Raw genomic sequence first — 26,686 nt, forward strand, 5'->3', positions numbered from 1 at the left:
TGACACTGGACCGATGACCGACCCCGACCCGAAGGCTGCTGGGCGCTGCACCTGGGCCCCCGGCACCCCCGGTGTCCTGCGGCTGCCGTCCGGTCGGCTTGTGCGCGGCCGGGCGTTGCGCCGGCCGCTGCCGGACGGGCCGGCCCCCATGTACGCCGTGTACCTCCTCGGCAAGCAACCGCCGGAGGTCCCCTGGGAGTCCGACTGGTTGCGCTGGCCGGACTTCCGGCTGCCCGGCCACCGTACCGAGGCGCGACGGCTGTTCACCGAGGCGTGGGTCCGCGCAGCGAGCGAACGCGTCGAGCTCGTCTGCGGCGGCGGCCGCGGCCGTACCGGCACGGCGCTGGCCTGCCTCGCCGTGCTGGACGGCGTACCGCCGCGGGAGGCCGTGGAGTTCGTCCGCGCCCACTACGACCGACACGCCGTGGAAACCCCTGGCAGCGGCGTTACGTACGGCACTTCACCGTATGAGCGGCGGACCGCACGGCCCCGGCACCACCCCGAGCCTCACAACCCCAACGTCATGATGAGCCGGTCCTCGTCCGCGCCGAAGTAGTCCTTGCGTACCCCCTCGTCGGACGAGAAGCCCAGGGAGCGGTACAGCATGATCGCGGCGGCGTTCGCCGGCTCCACCGTCAGGCGGACCTCGCGGACCTTCTCGGCGCGCAGGCGGCGCAGTACCTCGAGCATCAGGCGACGGCCCAGCCCCCGGCCCCGCTGGTCGCGGGTGACGCCGAGGCTGACGATCCAACTCCGGTACCCGTCCGACGTCGTGACGAACAGGACGTAGCCATGCAGCCGATCTCCGTCGTCCAGGACGAGCAGACGGTCTGCGTGCAGGTCGAACAGCTGGCGCAGCACGAAGTAGGGGTACGGCTCGTCCGGAAAGGCCTCCCTGTCGACCCGGACCAGTTCTGGCAGATCCTCCTCCGTGACCCCCCTCGTCGTCAGCGGCCGGTCGACGAACGCCCGGTCGCGGAACAGCGCCGGGCCGGTGTGGCCGCCGTGCGAAGGGAAACGTTCCTCTGGAAGAGCAGTCATGCCGCCCCCTGCGGGAAGGAGTCAAGGACACGTTGACACCCGTTCGGGTGGTACGGGTGGGACGCGCGCTGTCTGTCGTTCGGGTGTGTTCGACAGAGTTCCGACCATCTTGAGCGGGATGATCTGGCCGTTCAAGGCCGGATCAGGCCCAAAAGGTCATTCGCCACGATGCGCCCTCGATGCGCCCCACGTGACGTAATTGTTCTGTGACTTGGTGCAAGGGGGATCCGCCGGAGTCCCCGGCGTTGGTACCGTAAGGGAATGACCTTCAGATCGCCGGGGGATGCACAGCTGAATGCAGACGTATCCTGGGCTGCATTCGACCCGATCGCCTACGTTGATCACAATTACCGCGACTTACAGGCAGAGGACGCGGAGATCCTTCATATCGTACGCGATCATTTCGGCGATCATTTCAGAGAGCGTGCCGTCACCGGACCGGTTTCGGGCATCGACGTGGGTGCCGGCGCGAACCTCTACCCCGCACTGGCCATGCTGCCCTGGTGCGACGAGATCACCCTCTTCGAGCGCTCACCCGCGAATGTGCGCTACCTCCGCAGCCAGGTCGGCTCCTACGACGACAACTGGGACCAGTTCTGGCGCGTCCTGTGCAAGAACGAGGCGTACGGCGCCCTCGACATGGACCCAAGGGCCAAGTTCCGCAAGGCCGTTCAGGTCGAGCCGGGCAACCTCTTCGACCTGGTGCGGTACGAGGGGCGGTGGTCCATGGGGACCATGTTCTTCGTCGCGGAGTCGATGACCACCTCGCACGAGGAGTTCAAGCGGGGCGTCGAGTGCTTCCTGCGCGCCCTGGCCCCCGGTGCGCCCTTCGCCGCCGCCTTCATGGAACATTCGAAGGGCTATCACGCGGGTGAGCATTTCTTCCCCGCGTGCGACGTGGGAGAGTCGGAGGTGTACGAGAGCCTCGAGTCTTTCGTGGGTGAGCTCAAGACCACACGCCTCAAGGCTTCGGCCTCGGTGCGCGAAGGCTATTCGGGAATGATCGTCGCCTATGGCCGGCGGAATTCGGAGTCCGATATTCCGACCGGTTGAGGACCGAATCTTCACAACAGAAGAGGGCTCTTCCTCAAATAACGGCAGCGCGGCCTGCGTGAGGGGCATGGGATGCAGATCAAGCCACGCCAGCATCTGCTGGACATCTGGCAGGCGATCGCCCGCCACTCGTTCGACGGTGGAGAGTGGGCATGGGGTAATTGGGGCGGAGAAAGCAGTGTCGCCGACGCGGAGCGGCTGCTCTGCCTCCTGTACCCGGCCACGGAGATCCCGGCCTTCCGCCTGGACGACCCGGACACCACACAGGAGGACGTGCAGAAGTCGCTGAGGAAGGCCGGCGGGCGGCTGGAGATCCCCGCGAACCTCGTCACGGCCGCCGCCCGCTTCATGCGCACGCACACCGGCGACGACAAGAGACCCACGTTCGCCGGTGGCTACTACTTCCTGTCCGGGGACCAGGATCAGGACCTCACCAAGGAACAGCGTGAGCTCGGGGTGGTCGACTCGTACTCGATGTCGATCACCCTCTGCCTGGCCACACTGGGCTTCCTCAAGGTTTACGAGTCCAAGACCCGCCGCAGCGACGTCCAGGAGACGATCCAGGAACTGCGGATCGCCACCAGCAACCGGCTCACCGCCGCCATGGTGAGCCTGCTGCGCTCGTTCACCGTCAACGTCTTCGACACCGACTCCTCCCAGGGCCGTACCCTCTGCGAACTCCTCGGCCAGGGAAGGCTTTCGCAGCGGCACATGCTGCAGAAGTTCCAGCGCCGCTTCCGGGCGCTGCGCGCCGCCATCGTCGAGAGCTTCGTCCTCGGTGTCGACGTCGAGGAGGGCCTCAAGGACGAGAGCCAGCTCTTCGAGTGCGGTTGGGGCTGGAGCATCGTCAAGGACGCGCCCGAGGTGGAGACCGACGAACCGATCGGGCCGCAGCCCGAGGGCGTCGCCAACCCCGTGCCGTACCTCTACTTCACCGTGGTCGCCCTGGACGGCATCCAGGACCTGTTCTCCGACCGCACGCTCACCCTGGGCCTGCTCAACGCCGAACAGCAGAAGCTCGCCGAGGCATTACGACTGCGCTGGGAGATCACCCAACAGTTCTGGTCGGGCATCGCGCGCTTCGACGCCGACCGCTGGCCCCTGGAGGACATCCCCTGGCGCACCACCGGCCAGAAGCTGGAGTCGGAGTACTTCTCCCTCTCCGTCGGCGCCATCCTCGTCCACGACCTGATGCGGCGCCGCGCCACTGACGACGACCTGACCCGCACCGTCAGCGTCATGGAACGCCTCGCCGAACGCGGCCGCATCACCAGCCGCATGCTGCGCGACGACCCCATGGTCCAACTGCACAACCCCGGCGTCACTCTGCCGCTGCAGGGCAGCGAACGCATCGGTCCGCCCATGCAGTGGACCATGACCGACTTCTCGGCGCAGCTGCTCAAGCGGACCATCCAGCTGTGCACGCTCTCCCGCAACCTCAGCTCGCACGACCGGCTGCTCAGGCTCGCCGAGGACATCTTCGGCCACCTGTGGCGGCGCCGCATCCGCGACGGCGAGGGCGCCGGACTGTGGGACAACGTCCACGCCGCCTACCCCGACTCGCCGGCCTACGACGGCCCGGTCTCCTGGAGCATCACGGAACGCGTCACCGAGGTCATGGTCGCGGTCCACCACATGTACCGGCAGCCGCCGATCCGCAGCACCGAACTGACCAAAATGGCACGGGCGTTGCTCAGCGAGTCCACCCACCTCCTCGGCAACGAACAGATGGAGCCCGCACCGGCCTCCGAAGGCAACCGCGGGATGGAACTCAGGAGCATCGAGGTCAAGTTGCGGCGCGCCCGCAGACTCGTGGACGAACAGCCGGGCACCGCCTGCTCGTTGACGCTCGATGTACTCGGACAACTCGACGCCCTCGCCCGGGCCCGGGAAGCCGCGGCCCAGGGGGTGTGACCGTGCTCGTCTTCGCGGCCTCCGACAAGGGAGGCACCGGCCGCTCCGTCACCAGCGCCAACCTCGCCTACCACCGGGCGCTGGCCGGTGACGACGTCTGCTACCTGGACTTCGACTTCGGCTCGCCCACCGCGGCGGCCGTCTTCGACGTGTCCCACGCACGCCGGGCCTCCGAGGACCGGGGCCTGCACACCTATCTGGAGGGCGGGGTCAGCGAGCCCTTCCGGATCGACGTCTGGTCGGAGACCGAGCACCCGGTGCTGCGCAACCGGCCGCCCGGCGCCGGCCGTCTGGTGCTGATGCCCGGCGACCTCAGCGGCGGCGAGTTCGCCACCACCGAGGACAATCTGCGCCTCTGCGTGGACCTGCTGCTGCGCCTCAACAGTGAGTTCGAAATCATCGTCGTCGACCTCAGCGCCGGCCGCAGCTACGCCGTCGACATGGTCCTGGCGGCCACCTCGCAGCGCGAGATGCGCGGCGTCGAGGCGCGCTGGCTCGTCTTCCACCGCTGGACCCACCAGCACGTGGCGGCCGCGGCCAACCTGGTCTTCGGTAAACGAGGCATCGTGGCCGGAGGCAAGGACCGGGGCCACGACGAGGACGCGCTGCGGAACGTCGTCCGCTTCGTACGGGCCGCCGTACCCGACCCGGAGTCCCCGCTGTGGTCCCAGGTCTCGGCCACCCAGTCGGCGTGGATGCGCGAGTGCGACGCCGACCTCAAGCGGCTCGCCTCCGCCCAAGGCATCGGCTACAGCCAGGTCCTCGGCTCCGTGCCGCTGGAGCCCGTCCTGCAGTGGCGCGAGCAGCTCATCACCGACGAGGACGTGCTAGACAGCCAGATCGCCAACAGGGAGACGTGGGAGGCACTGAGCGAGCTGGCGGGACGGCTGACCGATGACAAGTACTGGGAGCAGCCGTGACGGAAGCTGTGTTCCGGGAGACCACCGCAGAGCCCCGCACCCAGTCCGTACCGCTGTCCCACCTCTCCCTGGAGCTGGGCCACCTCTACATGGAGGACTTCGAGGCGGGCCCCGAGCGGCTGCGCGAGCACTTCGCCGAGGTACGGATCTGGGTGGACGCCGCCCGCGCCTCCGCCGCCCGCCGCAACGGCGGCAAGCGGCCCCGCATCAGCACCTGCTTCCTCATCGACGACTACTTCACCCGCTTCTCCACCCCCGCCGAACTGATCCCCGTGGTGCTCGAAGAGGCCGAGCGGGCCGGCCTGGTCATCGACTACCTGGCTCGCGAGTCGGGCTGCGCCGTCGCCGACAAGATCGAGCTGGCCGAGGCCGTGATGCACCGCCTCGTCGAGTCGCCGCCGCCGGGCAGCTACGGCTCCCGCCCGCCCGTCAGCCGGACCGGCTGGCTCGCCAACGGTCAGCGCACCCCCGCCATGCGCACCGCCATGGCCGAGGTCACCGGCTGGCAGCCGCCCCAGGAGACCGCGGCCCGCAACCACTCCGTGTTCATGGACGTCGAGCTGTGGTCGGAGAAGGAGGGACAGCGCCTGTGGTCCTGCCCGTTCCTCGCCGCCGTCTGGCAGCTGGCCCGCCTCGGTCTGCTGCGCCACCTCGGCGAGCCCGTCCTGACCGCTCGCCCCTGGAACGGCGGCGACTTCCCGTCCGACTGGGACCAGCTGCCGCCGCTGCTCCAGCTCAATGCCTCCGCGGCGCCCTTCAGCGCGTACCGCACCTGCACCCTGATGGCGAACCGCTTCCTGGCCGTCGAGGACGCCGTACGCCTCATCCTCGACCAGACAGACGTCGACTCCGGTGCGCTCCAGCAGGTCGCCGAGCGCTCCGCCCGCGAGGGGGTCGCGGTGCCGGACGCGGTCGCGCAGCGCGCCACGTACGTCTTCTACGAGGAGCCTGCCGGCGCCTCCTCCCACGGGGAGACCTGAGGTGGGGCCCCCGGGACAGTCGGCGCGTCCGGTCCTCGCCTGCGGCGAGGTGCGCACCTGCCTGCTGCCGTCCTTCCAGGCGCTGGACGGCCGGGCCGCCGCCCAGCTGCTGAGGCTGCGCGCCGACGAGCACGTCCGCGTCTCCGAACGGCCCAACCTGTACGCGCTCTCCCCGGACGTCCTCACCGGAGTGGACTGCCGCCTGCCCACCTCGAACGGCTCCAAGGTGCGCGCCGTCGGCACGGTGGCCGCCCGCGCCGCGCTCACCGAGGGCCGCATCCTGCAGGCCACCGCCTACTTCAGCGCCCCGGCCACGGGCCCCGACCTGCGCCGCCCCTGGGGCCATTACCTCGTCCGGCCCGGCCTGGTCGAGCCCTTCGGGAAGCTCCCCGAACAGGCCACCGCGGATGGCGTCCTGCGCGGCGGCGGGCGCGGCGAACTCGACCTCGGGATGATCGCCGAGGGCCTGCTCGCCCAGCTGCTGCGCCACCCGCTGCTCGACCACAAGGCCCCCTTCAAGTCCCGGCGCACCCATCTGCGCTGGGCCGCGCGGCGCGCCCCGGAGGGCGAGGGACCGTCGCTGGAACGCTTCACCCTGGCCGAGGACGGGCTGCGGACCGTGGAGCTGCGGTTGCCGGAGGACACCCCGGCCGCCGCGGCCGCGGGCCTGTGCGAGGACCTCGCCCTGCACGACTGGCTGCTGACGACCGTCGTGCAGATGCTGGACAACAGCCGGCTCGGCGCGGCGGACGGCCCCTCGGCCGTCCTGGCGCTGCGCCCGGCCGTCGATCACCTGCTGCATCTGTGGATGCCGCGCGCGCACGTGGACCGCAGGCTTGGTCACCTGTGGGACGTGTTGGAACGGGAGCCGGGGTTCACTCGCCAGTGGCAGACCCTGGTCCAGCGCATCCGCGACCAACTGGCCGTCCAGACCATACCGTTGCTGCACGAGGCGCTGAGCACGCGCTGAGGGGTGGCACGAACCACACACCCGACGGGGGAGGCCGACATGAGCGGAGCATCATCAGGGGAAGTACGGGACGGGTCGCAGCGCGAGGAGCAGGGCATATCGAAGCTGTTCCGCAAGACGCTGGTCACGGTCTTAGTGGCGGGAGGCACGTTCCTCCTGACCAACGTCCTGAACCAGAAGTCGAGCGACATGTGGCAGTGGACCCTGTCCATCATCCTCGGCAGCGCGACGCTGATCGTGCAGTACCTCGTGGACTTCGGGGAGCGGCTCGAAGGGATCGAGGAGAACCAGAAGAAGCGCATCCGCGATATGAAGGACCGCCTGACCGCGCATCACATGGAGATGCTCAAGGTGGTCGACGAGAGCTTCGCCAAGATCAACGCCGCGACCGAGCTGTTCAGCCAGGTGGACCGTTCGGTGCTCCGCTCCGACGGGGTGACCCGGCTGGCCCGCAAGTACACGCAGGTCGGTGAGCAGGGCTCGGACATCGTGAAGACCTTCGCCCAGGAGGAGATCGGCCGGCTCGCCTCGCTGATGGAGAGCCTCAGCAACGGCAGCGCGGACTGCCCGGGCGAGAACCACGAGTGGCTGATCGACCTCACCACGTGCGTGAAGAAGACGCTCTACGCCACGAGCACCGACGTGGACCGGGACTTCTGGTCCAGCGAGCCCGCCAAGCGCTATCTGGCCGTGCAGGGAGACGCGATCAAGAAGCGGAGGGTGGAGGTACGGCGGCTGTTCCTCGTGGACGAGCCGGAGGACGTCACCGAGAGCCTGCGAAAACTCTGCGAGAGGCAGCGGAGGTTCGGCATCGACGCGCGGATCGCGGTCCAGTCGCTGCTGGAGCCGAGTGCCCAGGTGACCCCGCTGAACGACTTCATCATCTTCGACGGGGAACTGTGCTACGAGACCGAGCCGGATGTCCGGGTCGTGCCCGCCAAGACCACGCTGAAGATGACGCGGGAGCACGTCGCGGAGCGGATCAACCGGTTCAACGTGCTCTGGGAGGCCTCCGAGCCCACCGAGCCGGTCCAGCCGGCCGCGTCGGGCTGAGCCGTACGCCGTACGTCACACGTCGCGGCGGTCCACGGCGACCACCGCGACGACGGCCGCCACGAACACCCACACCCCGAACACGATCCAGCCGCCCGTCACCGTCGTCGGATAACGCGGAGCCGGTGTGAACGGCTCGTTCCCGTAGCCGAGGTCGACGAGGCGGAACCAGGCGTTGTAGAGGAGGGCGTTCCTGACGCATGCCGTCCAGTGGTAGCGCTCGGTGACGAAGACGGGCAGGAGCAGCAGCACGCCCGTGGTGAGGACCATCGTGGTCGCGCTGTGCCGGATCAGCGCGCCGAGACCCAGGCTGACCAGCGCGCACACCGGGGCGAGCAGCGCCGACGCCACGACCACGCGCAACGCGCCGGGATGGCCGATCGGCACGCCCTGGCCGCGCCCAGCGGTGCCGGAGGTCGGCTCGACGAGGCCGGCGGCCCTGAGCAGATCGTATGTCGCCCGCATCCGCTTCACCAGGGCCGGATCGTCGAGCAGAGTTCCCGAATACACAGCTTCTGTATAGGCAGTTGGCGGCGCATCCTCGAACTCCATGAGCGTCATCATCCCGGCCATGGCGGCAAACGCCCCTGCCGCGTGCGGGATGACCGTGATCAGCACCTTTCGCTCGCGTGCCAGGGCAGCGATGTGCTCCAACTGGTCGGCCATCACTTCGTGTCCGCCGACCGGGATGCGTACCACGTTCTCGTGCAGGATCGCCCAGTACTCGGGCCTCGTAGCGTCGTCCAGGATGTGCGCCCGCTCCATGCGAGCCGTGACCTTCTCGCCGACGTACTCATCGGTGGCGAACGGGTTGGTCGCCAGGGTGACGGCCCGTGCGTACACGGCCGTCTGCAGCAGGCCCGGTACCAGCACCGGTGCGAAGTCGCACAGCTTGGTGGCCATTCGCTCCAGCTCTACCACGGCGGCGAAGTAATCCGCATACCGCTTGTCATCTATCAGCTTTCGCCACGTGCGCTCGAAAAAAACCCTCGGTTTACAGGATCTCGTCGATCCGCTGGGCCACGTCCAACTGCGGTTTGCGGATGGATGGCCTGTTCGAATTGACCGATGTAGCCGCCGGAGACGAAAACCCGTGCCCCCAGCTCCACTTGAGTGAATCCCGCGTTCTCCCGGCGCCGTTTCAGCTCCGCGCCGAAGAACTCCCACGCCGCCTGCCGCGAACCGTTGGCCATGGCCCAACGCCCCTCTGCTGCCTCGCACTTGTAGAGCACAGACTCCTGCTGAGTGTAGATGCAGAGCGTCACCATGGTGACGCGAAGCGTAAAACTCGAAAAGGAAGGGGAGCACCGTGGCTGCAGTACACGTACCACTCGGGGGACGACACTCGGCGCGCTGCGTCGAAGAGGCGGAGGAAACTGTGAAGGAATTGCGGGCCGCACTCGCTAACGCCGGAATTACGTTGCCGTCGCTCCGGCTCGATCCGGCAAGTCTCGCGCGCGAGGCGCCCTGCCCGCTGGTGGAATTGGGTGGCTGTTCCGTCGACGTCGCCGCCCGGCTCGCGGCGGCCCTCCGCCCGCAGCGGGCCGCGGGGGTGTGATGAAGAAGCCGCCGATCGGGTCGTACGCCGTCGACATCCGTACCGGGAGGGTGGGGCTGGTCATGGGGCACGAGGGACCGTACGTACAGCTGAGACCGTACGGCGGGGGCAAGGAGTGGGACGTCGAGCCGGACGCCGTGCGTATCGCGACCCAGGCGGAGCGGCTCCGTGCGGCGACCGCGTACGCCAACGCGCGCAGCCGGGGCGAGGTGTCTTGAAGGGGGAGGAGGCGGGACCGAAAGGTGCCCGCCCGGCCCGGAGCATGCCGACCGTAGGCGAGAATAGGGCCCATGAGTCTGTTCCGCGACGACGGCATCGTGCTGCGCACCCAGAAGCTGGGTGAGGCGGACCGGATCATCACGCTGCTCACGCGCGGTCACGGACGCGTACGCGCCGTGGCCCGCGGCGTGCGGCGCACCAAGTCGAAGTTCGGCGCCCGGCTGGAGCCCTTCTCGCACGTGGACGTGCAGTTCTTCGCGCGTGGGAGCGAGCTGGTGGGGCGCGGGCTGCCGCTGTGCACGCAGAGCGAGACGATCGCTCCGTACGGTGGCGGGATCGTGACCGATTACGCGCGCTACACGGCCGGTACGGCCATGCTCGAGACCGCCGAGCGGTTCACCGATCACGAAGGGGAGCCGGCTGTCCAGCAGTATCTGCTGCTCATCGGCGGGCTCCGGACGCTTGCCCGCGGTGAGCATGCGCCGCACCTCGTGCTGGACGCCTTCCTGCTGCGCTCCCTCGCCGTCAACGGCTACGCGCCGAGCTTCAGCGACTGCGCGAAGTGCGGGATGCCCGGGCCGAACCGCTTCTTCTCGGTGGCGTCCGGGGGCTCCGTCTGCGTCGACTGCCGGGTGCCCGGCAGCGTCGTACCCTCGCCGCAGGCCCTGGAACTGCTCGGCGCGCTGCTCACGGGAGACTGGGAGACCGCGGACGCGTGCGAGCCGCGGTACGTGCGGGAGGGCAGCGGGCTGGTGTCCGCCTACCTGCACTGGCATCTGGAGCGCGGGCTGCGCTCCCTGCGTTACGTAGAGAAGTCCTAGAAACGAGCACGAGGAGACGAGAAGCACATGGCCGTACGCGGGATCCTGGGGCGCCAGCGCCGCGAGTACAGGACGCCGGAGCCGCATCCGTCCGGTGCCCGCGCGCCGAAGCTCCCCGGCGAGCTGGTTCCCGACCATGTGGCGATCGTCATGGACGGCAACGGGCGGTGGGCGAAGGAGCGCGGGCTGCCGAGGACGGAAGGGCACAAGGTCGGGGCCGAGCGCGTGCTGGACGTGCTGCAGGGGGCGATCGAGATCGGCGTCCGGAACATCTCCCTGTACGCCTTCTCCACCGAGAACTGGAAGCGCTCGCCCGACGAGGTGCGCTTCCTGATGAACTTCAATCGCGACTTTATCCGCAAGACCCGTGACCAGCTCGACGAACTCGGGGTGCGGGTGCGCTGGGTGGGGCGGATGCCCCGGCTGTGGAAGTCCGTCGCCAAGGAGCTGCAGATCGCCCAGGAGCAGACCAAGGGCAACGACCGGCTCACCCTCTACTTCTGCATGAACTACGGCGGCCGGGCCGAGATCGCGGATGCGGCGAAGGCGCTGGCGGAGGACGTGAAGGCCGGGCGGCTCGACCCGGCGAAGGTCACCGAGAAGACCATCCAGAAGTACCTGTACTACCCGGACATGCCGGACGTGGACCTGTTCCTGCGTCCGAGCGGTGAGCAGCGCACCTCCAACTACCTGCTCTGGCAGAGCGCTTACGCCGAGATGGTCTTCCAGGACGTCCTGTGGCCGGACTTCGACCGGCGTGACCTGTGGCGGGCGTGCCTGGAGTTCGCCTCCCGCGACCGGCGCTTCGGCGGGGCCATTCCGAACGAGGAGCTGCTGGCCATGGAGGGCAAGCAGGACTAGCCGGCCAGATGCTCGGTCCGGCGCTGCTTCATGGTCACGGCTCGTCACCGAAGAACCGGGGAGGGGCCGTGACCGGACAGACCGCGGAGCAGCGCGGGACCGACGTCGTGCTGGAGTACGGGTACCAGCAGGAGGACATGACGGACGCCGTCAGGCTGATCCTGCGCAAGCGAGGCAAGGCCGCCCTGATCCATCACCCGGTCTTGCTGACCTGTGTCGCCTTGCTGGGGGTGGCGCAGCCGGCGCTGGGCGTGCCCGGCGGTGACGACACCGCTGTCGCGTTCGGGGTGATGTTCGTCGTGTGGCCGGTGCTGATGTCCCGCGCACCCCGCATGTCGGCCGGCAAGCTGGTGAAGGCGAACCAGCACCACGGGCTGGTGCGGGTGACCGTCGGCGAAGACGGCGTGCGGACGGTGAGCGCCCACGTCGACGCGCGCAGGTGGTGGCCCAACTACGGCAGCTACGCCGCGTCCGACCGCTACTTCGTCCTGCGCAGCCCCGACCGCGTCGGATACTGCGCGATGGTGATCGTCAAGCGGGGCGTGCGCACCGCGGAGGACGTGGACCGGCTGCGGGCCGTGCTGGACCGCCACCTGCCCCGCGTCTGAACCCTGCTCTCAGCCCTCGGCCGCCGCGCACTCCGCGCAGGTGCCGAAGATCTCCACCGTGTGGGCGACGTTGACGTAGCCGTGCTCGGCGGCGATCGCCTCCGCCCACTTCTCCACGGCCGGCCCCTCGACCTCGACGGCCTTGCCGCAGATGCGGCAGACGAGGTGGTGGTGGTGTTCGCCCGTCGAGCAGCGGCGGTAGACCGACTCGCCGTCGGAGGTGCGCAGGACGTCGACCTCGCCGGCCTCGGCGAGGGACTGCAGGGTGCGGTAGACGGTGGTGAGTCCGACCGAGTCGCCCTTGTGCTTGAGCATGTCGTGGAGCTCCTGCGCGCTGCGGAACTCGTCGACCTCGTCGAGGGCCGCCGCGACAGCGGCACGCTGCCGAGTGGCGCGGCCCTTCACGGGCGGTCCTGCGGTCGTCACCGGTTGCCTCCTCACGTCTGCGCCTGCCGGGCCATTGTGCCAGCCCGGGCTGTGCGCGGTCAGGCGCCGACCTCGTCGGCGGCCCCCCGCGTGGCTGGAATCGCGCACTCCGCCGGGTCCCCGGCGGGCTGCGCTTCGGCGAGCGCCCGCGCGCGGCGCCGGGCCAGCGGTGTGGCCAGGGCCGTCAGCGCGATGAACGCCGCGATGGTCAGCAGCACGATCGTCGCGCCGGGCGGCACATCCTGGTAGTACGACGTGATCGTGCCGCCGATCGTCACGCTCACGCCGATGGCGACGGCGATCGCGAACGTGGCCGCGAAGCTGCGGCTCAGCTGCTGGGCCGCCGCCACCGGGACCACCATCAGCGCGCTGACCAGCAGCAGGCCGACCACCCGCATCGCGACGGTGACGGTCACCGCCGCGGTGACGGCCGTCAGCAGGTTCAGGGCGCGCACCGGCAGGCCCGTCACCCGCGCGAACTCCTCGTCCTGGCTCACCGCGAACAGCTGGCGGCGCAGGCCCAGGGTGACCAGGACGACGAAGGCCGCCAGCAGGCAGATCGCCACGACGTCCGAGTGTGAGACCGTCGAGAGCGAGCCGAAGAGGTACGACGTCAGGTTCGCGTTCGAGCCGCTCGGCGCGAGGTTGATGAACATGACGCCGCCGGCCATGCCGCCGTAGAAGAGCATGGCGAGGGCGATGTCGCCGCGGGTGCGTCCGTACCAGCGGATCAGCTCCATCAGGACCGCGCCCAGCACCGACACGGCCGTCGCCATCCACACCGGGGAGGTGGACAGCAGGAAGCCGAGGCCGACACCCGTCATCGCCACGTGCCCGATGCCGTCGCCCATCAGGGCCTGTCGGCGCTGTACGAGGTAGATGCCGACGGCCGGCGCGGTGATGCCGACCAGGACGGCGGCGAGCAGGGCCCGCTGCATGAAGGCGTAGTTCAGGAAGTCCATCAGCTCAGCAGTCCCGTGCGGATCGGTTCGACGCCCGTGGCGTCGTGCGGGTGTACGTGGTCGTGGCCGGGCAGGGCGTGCTGGCCGACCGCCTGGGGCGGCGGGCCGTCGTGCAGCACGCAGCCGTCGCGCAGGACGACGGCCCGGTCGATCAGCGGCTCCAGGGGGCCGAGCTCGTGCAGGACCAGCACGACCGTCGTACCGGATGCCACCTGGTCCCTCAGCGTCCGCGCCAGCACCTCCTGGCTCGCGAGGTCGACGCCCGCCATCGGCTCGTCCATGATCAGCAGCTCGGGTTCGGCGGCGAGCGCGCGGGCGATCAGCACGCGCTGGTGCTGGCCGCCCGAGAGGGCACCCACGGAGTCCTTGGCCCGGTCAGGCATGCCGACCATGTCCAGCGCCCGCCGTACGGCCGCGTGGTCCGCCTTGCGGAAGACGCCGAAGCGGGTGCGGGACAGGCGGCCCGAGGAGACGATCTCCGTCACCGTCGCCGGGACACCGCCCGCGGCCGTGGTGCGCTGCGGGACGTACCCCACGCGCGCCCAGTCGCGGAAGCGGCGCTGCGGGGTGCCGAACAGCTCGATCTCGCCGGAGCTGACCGGCACCTGGCCGATGATGCTGCGCACGGCCGTCGACTTGCCGGAGCCGTTCGCGCCGAGCAGGGCGACGACCTCACCGCGGTGCACGGTGAGGTCGATGCCGCGCAGGACGGGGCGCGAGCCCAGCTCGGCGCGGATGCCGCGCAGGGATATGACGGGCTCGCCCATGACGTCCATGACGCCCTCCGTAACGATCACTTGGTTCCCAGGGCCTTCTGCAGGGCCTTGAGGTTGGACTCCATGACCTGGAAGTAGTCGCTGCCGCGGGACTTGGAGGTGATGCCCTCGATCGGGTCGAGGACGTCCGTCTTCAGGTTCGCGTCCTTGGCGACGGTCTTCGCGGTCTTGTCGCTGACGAGCGTCTCGTAGAACACCGTCGTGACGCCGTCGGCCCGCGCCAGCCGCTCCAGGTCCTTCACCCGGGCCGCGCTGGGCTCGGACTCGGGGTCGAGGCCATTGATGGCCTCCTCGGTCAGGCCGTAGCGCTCGGCGAGGTAGCCGAAGGCGGCGTGGGTGGTGACGAAGACCTTGTTCTTCGTGTTCCTCAGCCCGGTCCGGTACCGGGTGTTGAGGCCGTCGAGCTTCTTGACCAGGGCCGCGGTGTTCTTCTCGTAGTCGGCCGCGTGGTCCGGGTCGGCCTTCTCGAAGGCCCTGCCGACGCCTTGTGCCACCTGGGCGTATCTGACCGGGTCGAGCCAGATGTGCGGGTCCTTGCCGCCGGACTCCTCGCCCTGGTGCGTGTCGTGCGCGGCCGCGTGGCCGCCGACCTCGTTGCCGTGATCCTCCAGGGTGGTCAGGGAGGCGGCGTCGATCTTGGTCTTGACCTCGGACTGGGCGACGGCGTCGTCCACGGAGGGCTGGAGGTTCTTGAGGTAGAGCACCGCGTCGGACTCCTGGAGCTGCGCGGTCTGCTTCGCGCTGATCTCCAGGTCGTGCGGTTCCTGGCCGGGCTGGGTCAGACTGGTGACGTGCACGTGGCTCCCGCCGATCTGCTCGGCGAGGAAGGCCAACGGGTAGAACGACGCGACGACGTCGAACTTGCCCGTATTGCCTGCTGCGGTGCTGGAGGAGCAGCCGGAGAGGGCTCCGAGGCCGAGAGCGGTGGCTGCCGCGACCGCGGTCCAGGATATGAGGCGTCGTCGTACGTTCATGACAGTCATTTTCAACAAATATGGAAACCGTTGTCAACAAGCCTCGTGAAAGACCCCGTGACAGGCCCGTACGGACCCCGTACACGGCACCGATTTGATTGAGGGGGAGCACCCGCCGGTACCCTGAAGCATTCGCTCTGAAGCGTCTCGCTTCGTCGCCCGTCGTCGTAATGAAGAGAGCACCGTGGCCGCCGACAAGATCGACACCATCGTCAGCCTGAGCAAGCGCCGTGGCTTCGTATTCCCCTGCAGTGAGATCTACGGTGGACAGCGCGCCGCCTGGGACTACGGGCCGCTGGGTGTCGAGCTCAAGGAGAACCTCAAGCGCCAGTGGTGGCGCTACATGGTGACGTCGCGCGAGGACGTGGTCGGTATCGACTCGTCCGTGATCCTGGCCCCCGAGGTCTGGGTCGCCTCCGGCCACGTCGCCACCTTCACGGACCCGCTGACCGAGTGCACCTCCTGTCACAAGCGGTTCCGTGCCGACCACCTCGAGGAGGCCTACGAGGCCAAGCACGGCCGCCTCCCCGAGAACGGCCTCGCCGACATCAACTGCCCGAACTGCGGCAACAAGGGCCAGTTCACCGAGCCCAAGCAGTTCTCCGGCCTTCTCTCCACCCACCTCGGTCCCACGCAGGACTCCGGCTCCATCGCCTACCTGCGCCCCGAGACCGCCCAGGGCATCTTCACCAACTTCGCCCAGGTGCAGACCACCTCGCGCCGCAAGCCGCCGTTCGGCATCGCCCAGATGGGCAAGTCGTTCCGCAACGAGATCACGCCGGGCAACTTCATCTTCCGCACCCGCGAGTTCGAGCAGATGGAGATGGAGTTCTTCGTCAAGCCGGGCGAGGACGAGAAGTGGCACGAGTACTGGATGGAGCAGCGCTGGAACTGGTACACCGGCCTGGGTCTCCGTGAGGAGAACATGCGCTGGTACGAGCACCCGAAGGAGAAGCTCTCCCACTACTCCAAGCGCACCGCCGACATCGAGTACCGCTTCAACTTCGGCGGCAACGAGTGGGGCGAGCTCGAGGGTGTCGCCAACCGCACGGACTACGACCTGACGGCGCACTCGAAGGCCTCCGGCCAGGACCTCTCCTACTTCGACCAGGAGGCCGGCGAGCGCTGGACGCCGTACGTCATCGAGCCCGCGGCCGGTGTCGGCCGGGCGATGCTCGCCTTCCTCCTCGACGCCTACGTCGAGGACGAGGCGCCCAACGCCAAGGGCAAGATGGAGAAGCGCACGGTGCTGCGCCTGGACCACCGCCTGGCCCCGGTGAAGGTCGCGGTGCTCCCGCTGTCCCGCAACCCGGAGCTGTCCCCGAAGGCCAAGGGCCTGGCCCAGACCCTGCGCCAGCACTGGAACATCGAGTTCGACGACGCCGGCGCCATCGGCCGCCGCTACCGCCGCCAGGACGAGATCGGCACGCCGTACTGCGTGACGGTCGACTTCGACACGCTGGAGGACAACGCGGTCACCGTTCGTGAGCGCGACTCCATGAAGCAGGAGCGGGTGTCGCTGGACCAGATCGAGGGCTACCTGGCCGGGCGCCTGGTCGGCTGCTAGGCACCGCGCACCCCTCATTGGCCCTTGATACGGGTACCGCTTTGGACCTGTATCAAGGGCCGCAGCGCGATCAGGGTGGCCGCATGAGCATCGCCTTCCTGCTGACCACCCTCGTCGTCGTCGCCACCCTCGGTACCGGGGTCGTCTACACGCTCGCTGCCGGACTCTCCCGCGGGCGCCGTGCGAGCGTCGTCGCGGCCGTCGGCTGCACGCTCGGCCCGCGCCCTCTTCCACGCCACCGGCCGCTTCCATGACCCGTGTTACGCACGGGAGTGGGAGCGGCCGGGGATCGAGGACGAGTTCGACGCGGTGGTGGACCTGGTGCTACGGGGCCTGCGGCCCTAGACCGCCCTCAGGCCTCAGGTCACCTTCACGGTCACGGTCGGGGAGTGCGCCGTGCCGGACGCCACCCGCAGATGTTCCGTGCCCTTGGTGTTGAGCTTGGCGGCGAGGGAGTAGCTGTTGCCCTTCTTCACCATGGTGCCGGCGTAAAGCGTGGTCCACTTGCCGTTGTACTGATGCTGGAGGACCAGCGGGGTCCCGGTCTTCAGACCTGCGATGCGCCCCGTGAACATCACCGTCTGCCCGGCCTTCACGGTGGTCCGATCGGCCTTGACGTTGATCGAGGCCTTGGTGGTCGGCGAGGTGCTGTGCGTCATGCTCGGCTTCGGGCTCGGCGTGCTGCTGGCGGCGAAGGCCCCGGCCGAGCCGGCCGACACCAGCGCGGCGGACAGGGTGCCGGCGGCGAGCGTACGGACACAGCGACTGCGGAGGGTGCAGTTCATGGCGGACTCCCGGTGATCGACGGATTTCCCCCTGCGGCGCGAGCGTGCCCGGCCGGGCCGATCGCGCCCCTCCAGGTTTTCCCGGGTTCGTCGGAGCGGCCACTCGGATCGGGGCGGACGCGGTGAAGAAAGGCCGTTGTGTTAGCGAAAGCTGCAGGTCAGGGAGGGCAGCCCACTTACATTTTTCTTACCTCTCCTCTTGGTCTGTACTCTCCGTCATGGCGGTCACCCGCCAGAAGTCACGCATCAGCCGTGTCGGCGTCGGGTTCTGCATGGCCACCTGGGTCAGCAGGATCGTGACCTTGCCGGTCGGTGGGACGAGGTGGGCGGACGTGCCGGTGCCGCCGACCCAGCCGTAGCGGCCGGGGACGTTCCAGGGGTCGGCGGGTGCGACGTCGACCTGGCCGCCGTAGCCCCAGCCCTGGCCCTCGAGGAAGAGGCTGCCGATCTCGCGCTGGCGTGCGGTGAGGTGATTCGTCGTCATACGGCTCACCGAGGTGGGGCTCAGGAGGCGGTGGCCGTGCGCCGTGCCGCCGTTCAGGAGCATGCGGGCGAAGGCCAGCCAGTCGTCAGCGGTGGAGGTCAGGCCCCCGCCGCCCGAGGGGAACGCCGGGATCCTGCTCCAGTCGCCGTCCGGGGTGTCCGCCAGTTCCAGGGCGCCTGGTCCGTCCGTGCGGTAGTAGCTCGTGAAGCGGTCGCGCTTGGCCGCCGGGACCTCGAACGCCGTGTCCGTCATGCCCAGCGGCTCGAAGATCCGCTCGGCCAGGAACTCCGGGAGCGTACGGCCCGACACCCGGGCGATCAGGATGCCCTGGAGGTTGGAGGAGGTGTCGTACAGCCATGCCTCGCCCGGCTGGTACAGCAGCGGCACCCGGGCGAGTTCGGCCACCCAGGTGTCGGGGTCCGGCCACGCCTGCAGCGCGCGGCCGTCCTTCTGCACCCCGAACAGCGCCTGCACCGCCGGGAGCGAGAAGTCGGACGGGAAGCCCCAGCCGGTGCGGGAGCTGAGCAGGTCCTCGACGGTGATCGGGCGGGCCGCCGGGACGACGTCGTCGACGGGGCTCGTCGGGGTGCGCACGACTGTCGGCTTCGCCAGTTCCGGCAGCCACTCGTCCACCGGGTCGTCCAGCCCGATCCGGCCGTCCTCCACCAGCATCAGCAGCGCCGCGGCCGTGACCGGCTTGGTGATGGAGGCGATCCGGAAGATCGAGTCCCGGGCCATCGGGGCGGTGCCGTCGGTGTCCACGGAGCCCACGGCCGCCACCTCGACGTCGTCTCCGCGGGCCACCAGGCCCACCGCCCCCGGCACCGTGCCGTCGTCGACGTACCGTCGCAGGGTGTTGTGCAGTTCGCTCATCGGTGGGCCTTCCGGTCGGTCGCGGTCGCAGTCGTACGTACGACTCCTGCCGAGGCCGGAAGTCATCGGACCCGGCGGAGGCCGTTACGCCGCCGTCGGGTCCACCGTCGCCTGATGCGCCTCGGCCAGGTGCTCCTCCGCCTTCAGCCAGGCCAGGAACTGCGCCCCTTTTCGCCAGCCGCAGGTGTCACATCTGATCGTGCGCTGTATGCCCGTGCGCTGCACTCGTACGACGTGCTCGCGCCCGTGCTGGTCCCAGCGGCTCACCTTGCTCGTGTTCGTCTGCTTCTTCGGCGGCATGAGCAAGGAGTGTGCAGCAAGACCAACATCAACAGGTGCCTCTTCACGGTGAGTTGGCCAACCTGTGGGGTGTCCGGAACTGCCTGGCCGTATGGTGCGACCATTGACATGTCCGGCCCTTCCCGGCCGTCCGCATCAACGACCGCGGCACCTTCCAGCAGACCCCGCAGGAGCCCAAGTGCCTCGACCTGACCGACGGCGCCTTCAGCCGGCTCGGCGGGATCCTCGACCCCGACCAGGGTCACATGGTCGTCACCCGGCAGGTGCCGAACTGATGGAGAGGACGAAGGTCCTCGACCGCAAGGGACAGGTCTTCGGGTTCCCGGGTTACTCGTTGCTGAAGAAGGTCCACATCAGCGACCTCTGACGGACCGACGGCGCCCACCCGCCCGGCGCGGCCACGGAAGCTCGGACGGAAGCTCGTGGCGACGCCGGGCGGGACCACAGGTGCGCCCACCGGCGATCCGCGCCGCCGAGGCGCCGTCGGCGGCCCCGCCTCACCCGATCGTGCGCGGCAGCCGCAGGCTCAGCAGCCCGGTCAGGGCCACGCCCGCCAACTGGACGAGGAGCGTCGTCACCAGGGCGTCCCGCATGCCCATGCCGGGGACCAGGGAGAGGAAGAGCGTGCCGAGGGTGGCCACGCCCAGCGCCAGCGACGACTGCTGGGTGGTGATCATGACGCCGCTGCCGACGCCGGCCCGGGCGGGCGGCACCTCGGAGAGGATGATCCGGAAGATGATGGGGAGTTGGAGCGCCTGGCCCGCGCCGGCGACGGCCGCCCCGGGGAGCAGTTCACCGAAGCCCAGGTCCGGCCAGGCGCGCCAGGCGGCCAGCGCCATCAGGCCCACGCCCACCGCCTGGACGACCGCGCCCGCCGTCACCACGCGCGTGCCCCACCGGGTGACCAGCCGCGGCCCGGCGAGCGAGACGAAGAAGAAGACGACGGCCATCGGGGCCAGCGACAGACCCGCCGGGACCGGGCCGAGGCCCGCGCCGCGCTGCAACGCCACCGCGATGACGAACATGAAGCCGCTGAAGCCGATGGAGAACGGCACGATCATGACCAGTCCGCGCCGCAGCGACGTGAGCGCCAACAGGCTCGGCGGCACCAGCGGCGTACGGCCCTGCCGGTCCGCCCTGCGCTCCACCGCGTAGAACGCGGCCGCCACGCCCGGGAACGCGGCCAGCGACAGCCACGTCCACAGAGGCCAGCCCGCCGCCCGGCCCTCGGTGAGCGGGGCCAGCAGCGCCAGCAGGGACACGGCCAGCAGCACCGTGCCGGGGCCGTCCACCCGCTCCGGGTGCTGGGAGCGGGTCTCCGGGACGGCCCGGGCCGCCAGCACCAGACCGACGATCACGACCGGCACGTTGACCAGGAACACCGAGCGCCAGCCGGTGCCCGCGATGTCCGCGGCGACCAGGACGCCGCCGAGGATCTGCCCGGCCACCATGGACAGACCGGCGGTCGCGCCGTACAGGCCCATCGCCTTGGCACGGCGGGGGCCCGACGTGGCCGCCTGGATCGTGGCGAGCACCTGCGGCAGCATCGCGGCGGCCGACGCGCCCTGCGCCACGCGGGCCGCGACCAGCGACCAGGCGTCCGGTGCGAGTCCGCACGCCAGCGAGGTCAGGCCGAAGGCCGCCATGCCGCCCAGGAAGAGGCGGCGCCGGCCGAACAGGTCGCCGAGCCGGCCGCCGAGGACGAGCAGGGCGGCGTACGCCACTCCGTACCCGGCGACGACGAGTTCGAGGACGGCCTCGCTCGCGTGGAGGTCCTTGCCCATGGTGGGCAGGGCGACGTTCACGATGAAGAAGTCGATGAGGGGCAGTGCCGCGGCCAGCAGCACCGTGAACAGTCCGAGACCGCTGAGCGCGGGTGGCGCCGCGGGCATGGGGGTCCCCCCTGCTCGAGCGGATTCGAGAGCTTCTTCGAGAGCTTGGGGGAGGACGGTGCGTGAAGTGGTGGTTTCGGTCGTCACGCTCGCGAGCCTGCGCCTGTGCTCAGACGGGTACCAGAGTGTTCCTATCCTGGTAGAAGGAGTACCTGGAAACAGGGTCCCGGTGGCGGCAGGCTGGAGGCATGACCACCATGGCCCAGGAGACGCCGGTACGGGCGCCGCAACAGGCGCCTCGGACCCGGGAAGCCGAGATCAGGCGGCACGAACTCGCCGCCTTCCTGCGTCACCGCCGCGAGCACATCGCCCCCGAGCAGGTCGGCCTGCCCCACGGCCGTCGGCGCCGTACGCCGGGACTGCGCCGCGAGGAGGTGGCGCACCTCGCCGCGGTCGGCGTCACCTGGTACACGTGGCTCGAACAGGCCCGGGACATCCAGGTCTCCGTCCAGGTCCTCGACGCCCTCGCCCGCACCCTGCTGCTCGACCCCAGCGAGCGCGCCCACCTCTTCCAGCTGGCCGGCGCCACGGATCCGACGCCGGCCACGGTGTGCCCCTCGGTCACCCCGGCGCTGCGGGCGATCCTGGAGCAGATGGAGCCCATCCCGGCGTGCCTGCAGAACAACCGGTACGACATCCTCGCCTACAACCGCACGTACTCCTTGCTGCTGTGCGACCTGGACGTGGTACCGCCCGAGGACCGCAACTGCATGATCCTGTCGTACACGCACGAGGAGTGGCGCTCCTCGATCGTGCACCTGGAGGAGACCACACGGCTGATGGCCGCCCGCTTCCGCGCCGCGATGGCCGGGCATCTCGCCGAGCCCGCCTGGAAGATGCTGCTCAAGCGGCTGCGCGCGGAGTCCCCGGACTTCTGCGAGGCCTGGGAACGGCACGAGGTGGTCGGCACCCGCACCAAGCGCAAGGAGTTCCGCAACGCCCACGTCGGTCGCATCACCGTCGACCACACCGACCTGTGGCTGAGCCCGGAGGAGGGGCCGCGGATGGTGACGTACGTACCGGCGGACGAGGAGTCGAGGGAGCGGCTGGAGAAGCTGCACGCCATAGCGCTGGCGAGGTGAACCACCTTCGGGCGCGCGGGGGTTGCATGAACCGCGCCCAGCCCCCACGCCGCTCTACGCCGAAACGCCGGCCGCCTCCCGGACTTCGGCCGCCTCCAGCCGCTCGGCCGTACGCTCAGCCGTCCTCCGGGCCCACCGACCGGAGGTGATCGCGCCCAGGGCCAGCACCGCGACCCCGCACCCCACAAGGACCCACCACCCCGGCCGCGAGGCCGAGACGAACACGTCCCTGTACGACGACGAGCCCACGCCCGAGGCCAGCAGCGCGCCGACCACCGCGACCCCGAGCGTCTGCCCGAGCTGACGGCTGGTCGAGGCGACCGCCGCGGCGACACCCGCCTGGGCGCGCGGCATGCCGGAGACCGCCGTGTTGGTGATGGGGGCGTTGACGAAGCCGAAGCCGATGCCGAACAGGACGTACCCGATGACGAGCGTCACGTCCGAGGTCTCGGCCTCGAAGGCCGCGAACAGCACCGCGCTCACCGTCATCGCGGCCCCCGCGATCAGCAGTGGCACCCGTGGACCCCGGCTGCCGACCAGCCGCCCGGACAGCGGCGCGCACAGGAACGTCGGCGCCGCCATCGGCAGCATCCACAGGCCCGCGTGCAGGGCGTCCAGGCCGCGCACGTTCTGCAGGTACAGCGTGGACAGGAACAGGAAGCCGCCGAGGGCCGCGAACGCGCTGATCGCGATCACCGTGGCCCCGCTAAACGGCGCCGAGTGGAAGAAGCGCAGGTCGATGAGGGGTTCGGTGCGGCGCGGTTCGTACCGGAGCAGGGCGAGCAGGGCCACGAGCGCCACGGCCGCGAAGGGCAGGATCGTGGGGAGGCCGGAGTCCGGGGCCTCGATGATCGCGTACGTCAGGGAACCGAACAGGGCGATCACCAGCAGCTGGCCGACCGGGTCGGGGCGGCGGGCCTTCGGCGCGCGGGACTCGGGGACGAAGCGCAGGGTGAGCAGGAGCGCGGCGAGGCCCACCGGCAGGTTGACCCAGAAGATCGAGCGCCAGCCGACCGACTCCACCAGCAGCCCGCCGACCAGTGGCCCGGCGGCCATGGATATGCCGACCACGGCGCCCCACGCGCCGATCGCGCGGGCGCGCTCGCGCGGGTCGGTGAAGGTGTTGGTGATGATCGACATGGCGACCGGGTTGAGCATCGAGCCGCCGACCGCCTGCACCATGCGGAACGCGACCAGCAACTCCAGATTCGGGGCGAGGGAGCACAGCAGCGAGCCGATGCCGAAGACGATCAGGCCCGTCATGAAGACGCGCTTGCGGCCGATCCGGTCGGCCGTGGAGCCCGCGAGCATCAACAGCGAGGCCAGCACCAGCGTGTACGCGTCGATCGTCCACTGCAGGCCCGATGTGCTCGCGTGCAGCTCGCGCTGCATCGACGGCAGGGCGACGTTCAGAACGGTGTTGTCGAGGCTCACGATCAGCAGGCTCATGCAGCAGATCGCGAGCACCAGCAGACGTCGTCGGTGGCTGAGCTCCGGCATGCGCCCATGGTACGTGGATTTCGATAGTGCGGTTAACTAATGACCGATACATGGTCATGGTCGGCGGTTTCCACAGGTTGAAGCGAGTACCCGTCGGCGTACGGGACAATGGAGCAATGTCCAAGCCGTCCACGCCCGTGTCCCCGTTGCAGATCGGTCCACACACGGTGCAGCCGCCCGTTGTGCTCGCACCGATGGCCGGGATCACCAACGCGCCCTTCCGCACCCTGTGCCGGGAGCTCAGCGGCGGCAAGGGCCTGTTCGTCAGCGAGATGATCACCACCCGGGCCCTGGTCGAGCGCAACGACAAGACCATGCAGCTGATCAGGTTCGACGCGAGCGAGCAGCCGCGCTCGATCCAGCTGTACGGCGTCGACCCGGCGACCGTCGGCAAGGCCGTCCGCATGATCGCGGAGGAGGACCTCGCCGACCACATCGACCTGAACTTCGGCTGCCCGGTGCCGAAGGTGACCCGCAAGGGCGGCGGCTCCGCGCTGCCGTACAAGCGGAACCTGCTGCGGGCGATCCTGCGCGAGGCGGTCAGCGGCGCCGGTGACCTCCCGGTCACGATGAAGATGCGCAAGGGCATCGACGACGACCACCTCACCTACCTCGACGCCGGCCGGATCGCCGTCGAGGAGGGCGTGACGGCCATAGCGCTGCACGGGCGCACCGCCGCCCAGCACTACGGCGGCACGGCCGACTGGGACGCCATCGCGCGCCTGAAGGAACACGTGCCGGAGATCCCGGTCCTCGGCAACGGCGACATCTGGTCGGCCGAGGACGCGGTGCGGATGGTGCGCGAGACCGGCTGCGACGGCGTGGTCGTGGGCCGCGGGTGCCTGGGCCGACCGTGGCTGTTCGCGGACTTGGTGGCTGCCTTCGAGGGCCGGGACGACGACCTCAGGCGGCCCGCCCTGCGCGAGGTCGCGGACGTCATGGTCCGGCACGCGACCCTGCTCGGCGAGTGGATCGGCGACGAGTCGCGGGGCGTCATCGACTTCCGCAAGCACGTCGCTTGGTACCTCAAGGGCTTCGCGGTCGGCTCCGAGATGCGCAAGCGGCTCGCGATCACCTCCTCGCTGGAGGAACTGCGCGCCGGCCTGGCCGAGCTGGACCTCGACCAGCCCTGGCCCGTCGGCGCCGACGGGCCCCGCGGCCGTACGTCCGGCAACAACCGGGTGGTGCTGCCGGACGGCTGGCTGAAGGACCCGTACGACTGCGCGGGCGTCACCGAGGACGCGGAACTGGACACCTCCGGGGGCTGAACCGGCCCGCGGCGCGGCCCTCTCGGCGGCGTCAGCCCTTGGACGGGTGCGGGGTCGAGCCGTACGCCGTCAGGAAGCGGTCGCGGAAGGAGCTCATCTTCCACACCGGGGCGTTGTGCGCGGGGCGCAGGCCGTCGCTCCAGCCCCAGTCGGCGATCTTGTCGAGGACCTTCGGGTCCTTGGCGACGATCGCGCACGGTACGTCACGGCTGGCGTGGTTGCCGCTGACCCGGGAGATGGGCTGGTGGTCGCCGAGGACGACGAGCACGGTGTTGTCGTTGCCGTAGCGCTCCAGCCACTGGGTGAGGGCGGTCACCGAGTACTGGACCGACTTGCCGTACTCCTCCCGCGACCGGGGGGCGCTGGTGATGATGTCCGCCGGCTTGTTGCCGGCCGCCTGGATGCCCTTGAAGACCGAGCCGTCGCCGAGCTGGTCCCAGCCGACCATCTTCGGGATCGGTGCCCAGGGCTGGTGGCTGGAGGTCAGGATGACCAACGATGTCAGCGGCTTGTCGTGCTTCTTGCCGTGCTCCAGGCGCTGGAAGGCCTGCAGGGCGTACTGGTCGGGCATGGTCGACCAGCTGAACTTCGGCCCCTTGTAGCCCATCTGGAAGGCGTTGTAGACCTTGTCGAGGCCGTACCACTTCGCCTCCGGCCAGCCCTTCTGCACGCCCGGCATGATGCCGACGGTGTCCCAGGCGCCGGTCTTCCTGAACGCCTCGGTGAGGGTGAGGTGGTCGCCGGCGGTCACCGTGCGGTAGCGGTTCTGGTTGTCGATCCACAGGCCCGACATGAACGTGGAGTGGCCGAGCCAGCTGCTGCCGCCGTACGTCGCCGACGTCAGCCAGCCGCTCTTGGCGTGGAAGCCCGCCTTGGCCAGGGCCTGCGTGCTGGTGTCGAGGGTCTTGTCGACGCCGGGCGCCATGATCGGGTCCTCGATGGCGCTGCGGCCGTAACTCTCGATGAACGTGAAGATCATGTCCTTGCCGCGCAGGTCGGGCACGAGCTGGCTGCCCGGGGTGTTGCCGAACGCGTCGGCCTTCGCCGTCTTCGAGAACTCCCGCTCGTCCCGGATCGTCGAGCGCACCGCCTGCTCGCGGTACTTGATCATCGCGACCGTGTGCTGGGCGGCCAGCGGGACGCCGGAGACCTGAAGGTTCAGGGTGGCGCAGGTCATCCAGGCCGCGCTGACGAGGAGCAGTCCGCGGGTCGAGCGGGCCTTGTTGCGGCCCAGGAAGGTGCCGACGCGGACGACCGCCAGTGCCATCACGGCGAGCAGGACGAGCACGAGGAGGATGACGCCGACGGTGGCGAGCAGTGCCGTCGTCCTGCCCATGGTGTCCCCGAGGTAGGACTGGGCGTCGTCCAGCAGTTGCCAGTCCAGGATCACGTTGAAGCTGCGGCCCAGGTACTCGTTGAATCCGACGTCCGTCAGGTTCAGCACGGTCAGCACGCCGAGCGCCAGCCCGCCGAGGACCGCCGCGACCAGGCGTGGCCTGCGCGGCAACGCGATCAGCACAGCCGCCCCGAGCAGCGCCTCCACCGGGATGCGGGTGAACTCCGCGATCTGGAACTGCTCCCTCTTGTTCGGCAGGAGCAGGGCGACGACGACGAGGGCCAGCGCCAGGAGGGTCACCGTGAGGGAGATGACCTGCGCGCCGACGGGGTGCTCGCCCCGCCAGCGACGGTAGGCCTGCCGGACGGGCGGGAGGCGGAGGGCACGGAGGCCAAAGCGGGGGGTGGGGCCGAGGGTGGCGTCTTCGGCCGCGGGTTTGCCGGGTTCGGCTGCCGGTTGGTCG

General features: G+C 69.7%; 25 protein-coding genes and 4 pseudogenes. 17 read left to right on the forward strand and 12 right to left on the reverse strand.

All coding sequences use genetic code 11. From position 1 onward, the window contains the following. Positions 1-13: 13 nt before the first annotated feature. Positions 14-471 (forward strand): annotated as a pseudogene (locus ABZV31_RS00510) (protein phosphatase). Between the two features lie 36 nt (positions 472-507). Here the strand turns inward: ABZV31_RS00510 and ABZV31_RS00515 are convergent. Continuing rightward, positions 508-1,041 (reverse strand): GNAT family N-acetyltransferase, encoded by a 534-nt coding sequence (locus ABZV31_RS00515; RefSeq protein WP_355886146.1) that lies wholly within the window; start codon positions 1,039-1,041, stop codon positions 508-510. A 261-nt stretch (positions 1,042-1,302) separates the two neighbouring features. On the opposite strand from ABZV31_RS00515, the gene ABZV31_RS00520 reads away from it, so the two are divergent. The 6 genes from ABZV31_RS00520 (at position 1,303) to ABZV31_RS00545 (ending at position 7,931) form a co-directional block, all read left to right on the forward strand. Continuing rightward, a complete protein-coding gene (locus ABZV31_RS00520; RefSeq protein ID WP_355886148.1) occupies positions 1,303-2,094 on the forward strand; it encodes an SCO2525 family SAM-dependent methyltransferase in 792 nt (263 codons plus the stop codon). 72 nt (positions 2,095-2,166) lie between these two features. Next, positions 2,167-4,008 carry an SCO2524 family protein gene (locus ABZV31_RS00525; RefSeq protein ID WP_355886151.1) on the forward strand — a complete coding sequence of 614 codons (1,842 nt, stop codon included), beginning with the start codon at positions 2,167-2,169 and terminating at the stop codon, positions 4,006-4,008. 2 nt (positions 4,009-4,010) lie between these two features. Continuing rightward, positions 4,011-4,928, forward strand: coding sequence for an SCO2523 family variant P-loop protein (locus ABZV31_RS00530; RefSeq protein ID WP_355887522.1), 918 nt, complete (start codon positions 4,011-4,013; stop codon positions 4,926-4,928). Beyond that, entirely contained in the window at positions 4,925-5,908 is a 984-nt protein-coding gene (locus tag ABZV31_RS00535) for an SCO2522 family protein (protein WP_355886154.1), read from the forward strand. The genes ABZV31_RS00530 and ABZV31_RS00535 overlap by 4 nt, the downstream gene beginning before the upstream one ends. A gap of 1 nt (position 5,909) precedes the next feature. Then, on the forward strand, positions 5,910-6,878 hold the full coding sequence (locus tag ABZV31_RS00540; protein WP_355886157.1) for an SCO2521 family protein: 969 nt from the start codon (positions 5,910-5,912) through the stop codon (positions 6,876-6,878). A 39-nt stretch (positions 6,879-6,917) separates the two neighbouring features. Next, complete coding sequence (locus tag ABZV31_RS00545) at positions 6,918-7,931, forward strand: DUF6879 family protein (RefSeq protein ID WP_355886160.1); 1,014 nt, start codon at positions 6,918-6,920, stop codon at positions 7,929-7,931. A 426-nt stretch (positions 7,932-8,357) separates the two neighbouring features. On the opposite strand, the pseudogene ABZV31_RS00550 reads toward ABZV31_RS00545, so the two are convergent. Continuing rightward, positions 8,358-9,124, reverse strand: a pseudogene (locus ABZV31_RS00550) (helix-turn-helix transcriptional regulator); the annotation flags it as partial. Between the two features lie 116 nt (positions 9,125-9,240). On the opposite strand from ABZV31_RS00550, the gene ABZV31_RS00555 reads away from it, so the two are divergent. The 5 genes from ABZV31_RS00555 (at position 9,241) to ABZV31_RS00575 (ending at position 11,998) form a co-directional block, all read left to right on the forward strand. Then, positions 9,241-9,489: a hypothetical protein gene (locus tag ABZV31_RS00555; protein ID WP_355886163.1), complete on the forward strand. Its 249-nt coding sequence runs from the start codon at positions 9,241-9,243 to the stop codon at positions 9,487-9,489. Beyond that, the gene (locus ABZV31_RS00560; protein WP_355886166.1) at positions 9,489-9,707 is read left to right on the forward strand and encodes a hypothetical protein; all 219 of its coding nucleotides are present in this window, start codon (positions 9,489-9,491) and stop codon (positions 9,705-9,707) included. The genes ABZV31_RS00555 and ABZV31_RS00560 overlap by 1 nt, the downstream gene beginning before the upstream one ends. Positions 9,708-9,779: 72 nt before the next feature. Next, the gene (recO, locus tag ABZV31_RS00565; protein WP_355886168.1) at positions 9,780-10,529 is read left to right on the forward strand and encodes a DNA repair protein RecO; all 750 of its coding nucleotides are present in this window, start codon (positions 9,780-9,782) and stop codon (positions 10,527-10,529) included. Positions 10,530-10,556: 27 nt separating this feature from the next. Beyond that, positions 10,557-11,390, forward strand: a complete 834-nt coding sequence (locus ABZV31_RS00570; protein WP_355886171.1) for an isoprenyl transferase — start codon at positions 10,557-10,559, stop codon at positions 11,388-11,390. Positions 11,391-11,458: 68 nt separating this feature from the next. After that, a complete protein-coding gene (locus tag ABZV31_RS00575; RefSeq protein WP_355886174.1) occupies positions 11,459-11,998 on the forward strand; it encodes a hypothetical protein in 540 nt (179 codons plus the stop codon). 9 nt (positions 11,999-12,007) lie between these two features. On the opposite strand, the gene ABZV31_RS00580 is transcribed toward ABZV31_RS00575, so the two are convergent. From ABZV31_RS00580 to ABZV31_RS00595, 4 genes are read right to left on the reverse strand one after another with little or no spacing between them, the layout of a single operon-like run. Next, a complete protein-coding gene (locus tag ABZV31_RS00580; protein WP_355886177.1) occupies positions 12,008-12,424 on the reverse strand; it encodes a transcriptional repressor in 417 nt (138 codons plus the stop codon). Positions 12,425-12,483: 59 nt separating this feature from the next. Beyond that, the gene (locus ABZV31_RS00585; protein ID WP_355886179.1) at positions 12,484-13,386 is read right to left on the reverse strand and encodes a metal ABC transporter permease; all 903 of its coding nucleotides are present in this window, start codon (positions 13,384-13,386) and stop codon (positions 12,484-12,486) included. Continuing rightward, on the reverse strand, positions 13,386-14,153 hold the full coding sequence (locus tag ABZV31_RS00590; protein ID WP_355887525.1) for a metal ABC transporter ATP-binding protein: 768 nt from the start codon (positions 14,151-14,153) through the stop codon (positions 13,386-13,388). Before ABZV31_RS00590 ends, ABZV31_RS00585 begins: the two co-directional genes overlap by 1 nt. 26 nt (positions 14,154-14,179) lie before the next feature. After that, complete coding sequence (locus ABZV31_RS00595) at positions 14,180-15,136, reverse strand: metal ABC transporter substrate-binding protein (RefSeq protein ID WP_355886182.1); 957 nt, start codon at positions 15,134-15,136, stop codon at positions 14,180-14,182. A 184-nt stretch (positions 15,137-15,320) separates the two neighbouring features. Here ABZV31_RS00595 and ABZV31_RS00600 point away from each other — a divergent pair, with 184 nt between their 5' ends. The 3 genes and pseudogenes from ABZV31_RS00600 to ABZV31_RS00610 form a co-directional block, all read left to right on the forward strand. Beyond that, on the forward strand, positions 15,321-16,703 hold the full coding sequence (locus tag ABZV31_RS00600; RefSeq protein WP_355886184.1) for a glycine--tRNA ligase: 1,383 nt from the start codon (positions 15,321-15,323) through the stop codon (positions 16,701-16,703). Positions 16,704-16,786: 83 nt separating this feature from the next. Further along, positions 16,787-16,921: pseudogene (locus tag ABZV31_RS00605) on the forward strand (LysE family translocator); the annotation flags it as partial. Then, positions 16,911-17,048, forward strand: a pseudogene (locus ABZV31_RS00610) (TetR/AcrR family transcriptional regulator); the annotation flags it as partial. The pseudogenes ABZV31_RS00605 and ABZV31_RS00610, both read left to right, overlap by 11 nt. Positions 17,049-17,062: 14 nt before the next feature. Here ABZV31_RS00610 and ABZV31_RS00615 read toward each other — a convergent pair. The 4 genes from ABZV31_RS00615 to ABZV31_RS00630 form a co-directional block, all read right to left on the reverse strand. Next, positions 17,063-17,488 carry a hypothetical protein gene (locus ABZV31_RS00615; RefSeq protein ID WP_355886185.1) on the reverse strand — a complete coding sequence of 142 codons (426 nt, stop codon included), beginning with the start codon at positions 17,486-17,488 and terminating at the stop codon, positions 17,063-17,065. A gap of 187 nt (positions 17,489-17,675) precedes the next feature. Further along, complete coding sequence (locus ABZV31_RS00620) at positions 17,676-18,845, reverse strand: serine hydrolase domain-containing protein (protein WP_355886187.1); 1,170 nt, start codon at positions 18,843-18,845, stop codon at positions 17,676-17,678. A gap of 84 nt (positions 18,846-18,929) precedes the next feature. Next, positions 18,930-19,145, reverse strand: coding sequence for a hypothetical protein (locus tag ABZV31_RS00625; RefSeq protein WP_355886190.1), 216 nt, complete (start codon positions 19,143-19,145; stop codon positions 18,930-18,932). A 497-nt stretch (positions 19,146-19,642) separates the two neighbouring features. Then, complete coding sequence (locus tag ABZV31_RS00630; RefSeq protein ID WP_355886193.1) at positions 19,643-21,037, reverse strand: MFS transporter; 1,395 nt, start codon at positions 21,035-21,037, stop codon at positions 19,643-19,645. A 188-nt stretch (positions 21,038-21,225) separates the two neighbouring features. Here ABZV31_RS00630 and ABZV31_RS00635 point away from each other — a divergent pair, with 188 nt between their 5' ends. Next, complete coding sequence (locus tag ABZV31_RS00635; RefSeq protein WP_355886195.1) at positions 21,226-22,119, forward strand: helix-turn-helix transcriptional regulator; 894 nt, start codon at positions 21,226-21,228, stop codon at positions 22,117-22,119. A 54-nt stretch (positions 22,120-22,173) separates the two neighbouring features. On the opposite strand, the gene ABZV31_RS00640 is transcribed toward ABZV31_RS00635, so the two are convergent. Next, positions 22,174-23,619: an MFS transporter gene (locus tag ABZV31_RS00640; RefSeq protein ID WP_355886198.1), complete on the reverse strand. Its 1,446-nt coding sequence runs from the start codon at positions 23,617-23,619 to the stop codon at positions 22,174-22,176. 116 nt (positions 23,620-23,735) lie between these two features. Here ABZV31_RS00640 and dusB point away from each other — a divergent pair, with 116 nt between their 5' ends. Continuing rightward, a complete protein-coding gene (dusB, locus tag ABZV31_RS00645) occupies positions 23,736-24,887 on the forward strand; it encodes a tRNA dihydrouridine synthase DusB (protein WP_355886200.1) in 1,152 nt (383 codons plus the stop codon). A 31-nt stretch (positions 24,888-24,918) separates the two neighbouring features. Here dusB and ABZV31_RS00650 read toward each other — a convergent pair whose 3' ends face one another. Then, the gene (locus ABZV31_RS00650; RefSeq protein WP_355887528.1) at positions 24,919-26,535 is read right to left on the reverse strand and encodes a CDP-alcohol phosphatidyltransferase; all 1,617 of its coding nucleotides are present in this window, start codon (positions 26,533-26,535) and stop codon (positions 24,919-24,921) included. Positions 26,536-26,686: the final 151 nt, after the last annotated feature.

The sequence above is a fragment of the Streptomyces sp. NPDC005202 genome (assembly GCF_040608235.1).
In the GTDB taxonomy this organism is placed as follows: Bacteria; Actinomycetota; Actinomycetes; order Streptomycetales; family Streptomycetaceae; genus Streptomyces.

Excerpts from the sequence above, each read along its gene's own strand:
- ABZV31_RS00515 (WP_355886146.1), bottom strand. The coding sequence starts at position 1,041 with ATGACTGCTCTTCCAGAGGAACGTTTCCCTTCGCACGGCGGCCACACC.
- ABZV31_RS00520 (WP_355886148.1), top strand. The coding sequence starts at position 1,303 with ATGACCTTCAGATCGCCGGGGGATGCACAGCTGAATGCAGACGTATCC.
- ABZV31_RS00525 (WP_355886151.1), top strand. The coding sequence starts at position 2,167 with ATGCAGATCAAGCCACGCCAGCATCTGCTGGACATCTGGCAGGCGATC.
- ABZV31_RS00545 (WP_355886160.1), top strand. The coding sequence starts at position 6,918 with ATGAGCGGAGCATCATCAGGGGAAGTACGGGACGGGTCGCAGCGCGAG.
- ABZV31_RS00560 (WP_355886166.1), top strand. The coding sequence starts at position 9,489 with ATGAAGAAGCCGCCGATCGGGTCGTACGCCGTCGACATCCGTACCGGG.
- recO (WP_355886168.1), top strand. The coding sequence starts at position 9,780 with ATGAGTCTGTTCCGCGACGACGGCATCGTGCTGCGCACCCAGAAGCTG.
- ABZV31_RS00570 (WP_355886171.1), top strand. The coding sequence starts at position 10,557 with ATGGCCGTACGCGGGATCCTGGGGCGCCAGCGCCGCGAGTACAGGACG.
- ABZV31_RS00585 (WP_355886179.1), bottom strand. The coding sequence starts at position 13,386 with ATGGACTTCCTGAACTACGCCTTCATGCAGCGGGCCCTGCTCGCCGCC.
- ABZV31_RS00590 (WP_355887525.1), bottom strand. The coding sequence starts at position 14,153 with ATGGGCGAGCCCGTCATATCCCTGCGCGGCATCCGCGCCGAGCTGGGC.
- ABZV31_RS00595 (WP_355886182.1), bottom strand. The coding sequence starts at position 15,136 with ATGAACGTACGACGACGCCTCATATCCTGGACCGCGGTCGCGGCAGCC.
- ABZV31_RS00615 (WP_355886185.1), bottom strand. The coding sequence starts at position 17,488 with ATGAACTGCACCCTCCGCAGTCGCTGTGTCCGTACGCTCGCCGCCGGC.
- ABZV31_RS00620 (WP_355886187.1), bottom strand. The coding sequence starts at position 18,845 with ATGAGCGAACTGCACAACACCCTGCGACGGTACGTCGACGACGGCACG.
- ABZV31_RS00625 (WP_355886190.1), bottom strand. The coding sequence starts at position 19,145 with ATGCCGCCGAAGAAGCAGACGAACACGAGCAAGGTGAGCCGCTGGGAC.
- ABZV31_RS00630 (WP_355886193.1), bottom strand. The coding sequence starts at position 21,037 with ATGCCCGCGGCGCCACCCGCGCTCAGCGGTCTCGGACTGTTCACGGTG.
- ABZV31_RS00635 (WP_355886195.1), top strand. The coding sequence starts at position 21,226 with ATGACCACCATGGCCCAGGAGACGCCGGTACGGGCGCCGCAACAGGCG.
- ABZV31_RS00640 (WP_355886198.1), bottom strand. The coding sequence starts at position 23,619 with ATGCCGGAGCTCAGCCACCGACGACGTCTGCTGGTGCTCGCGATCTGC.
- dusB (WP_355886200.1), top strand. The coding sequence starts at position 23,736 with ATGTCCAAGCCGTCCACGCCCGTGTCCCCGTTGCAGATCGGTCCACAC.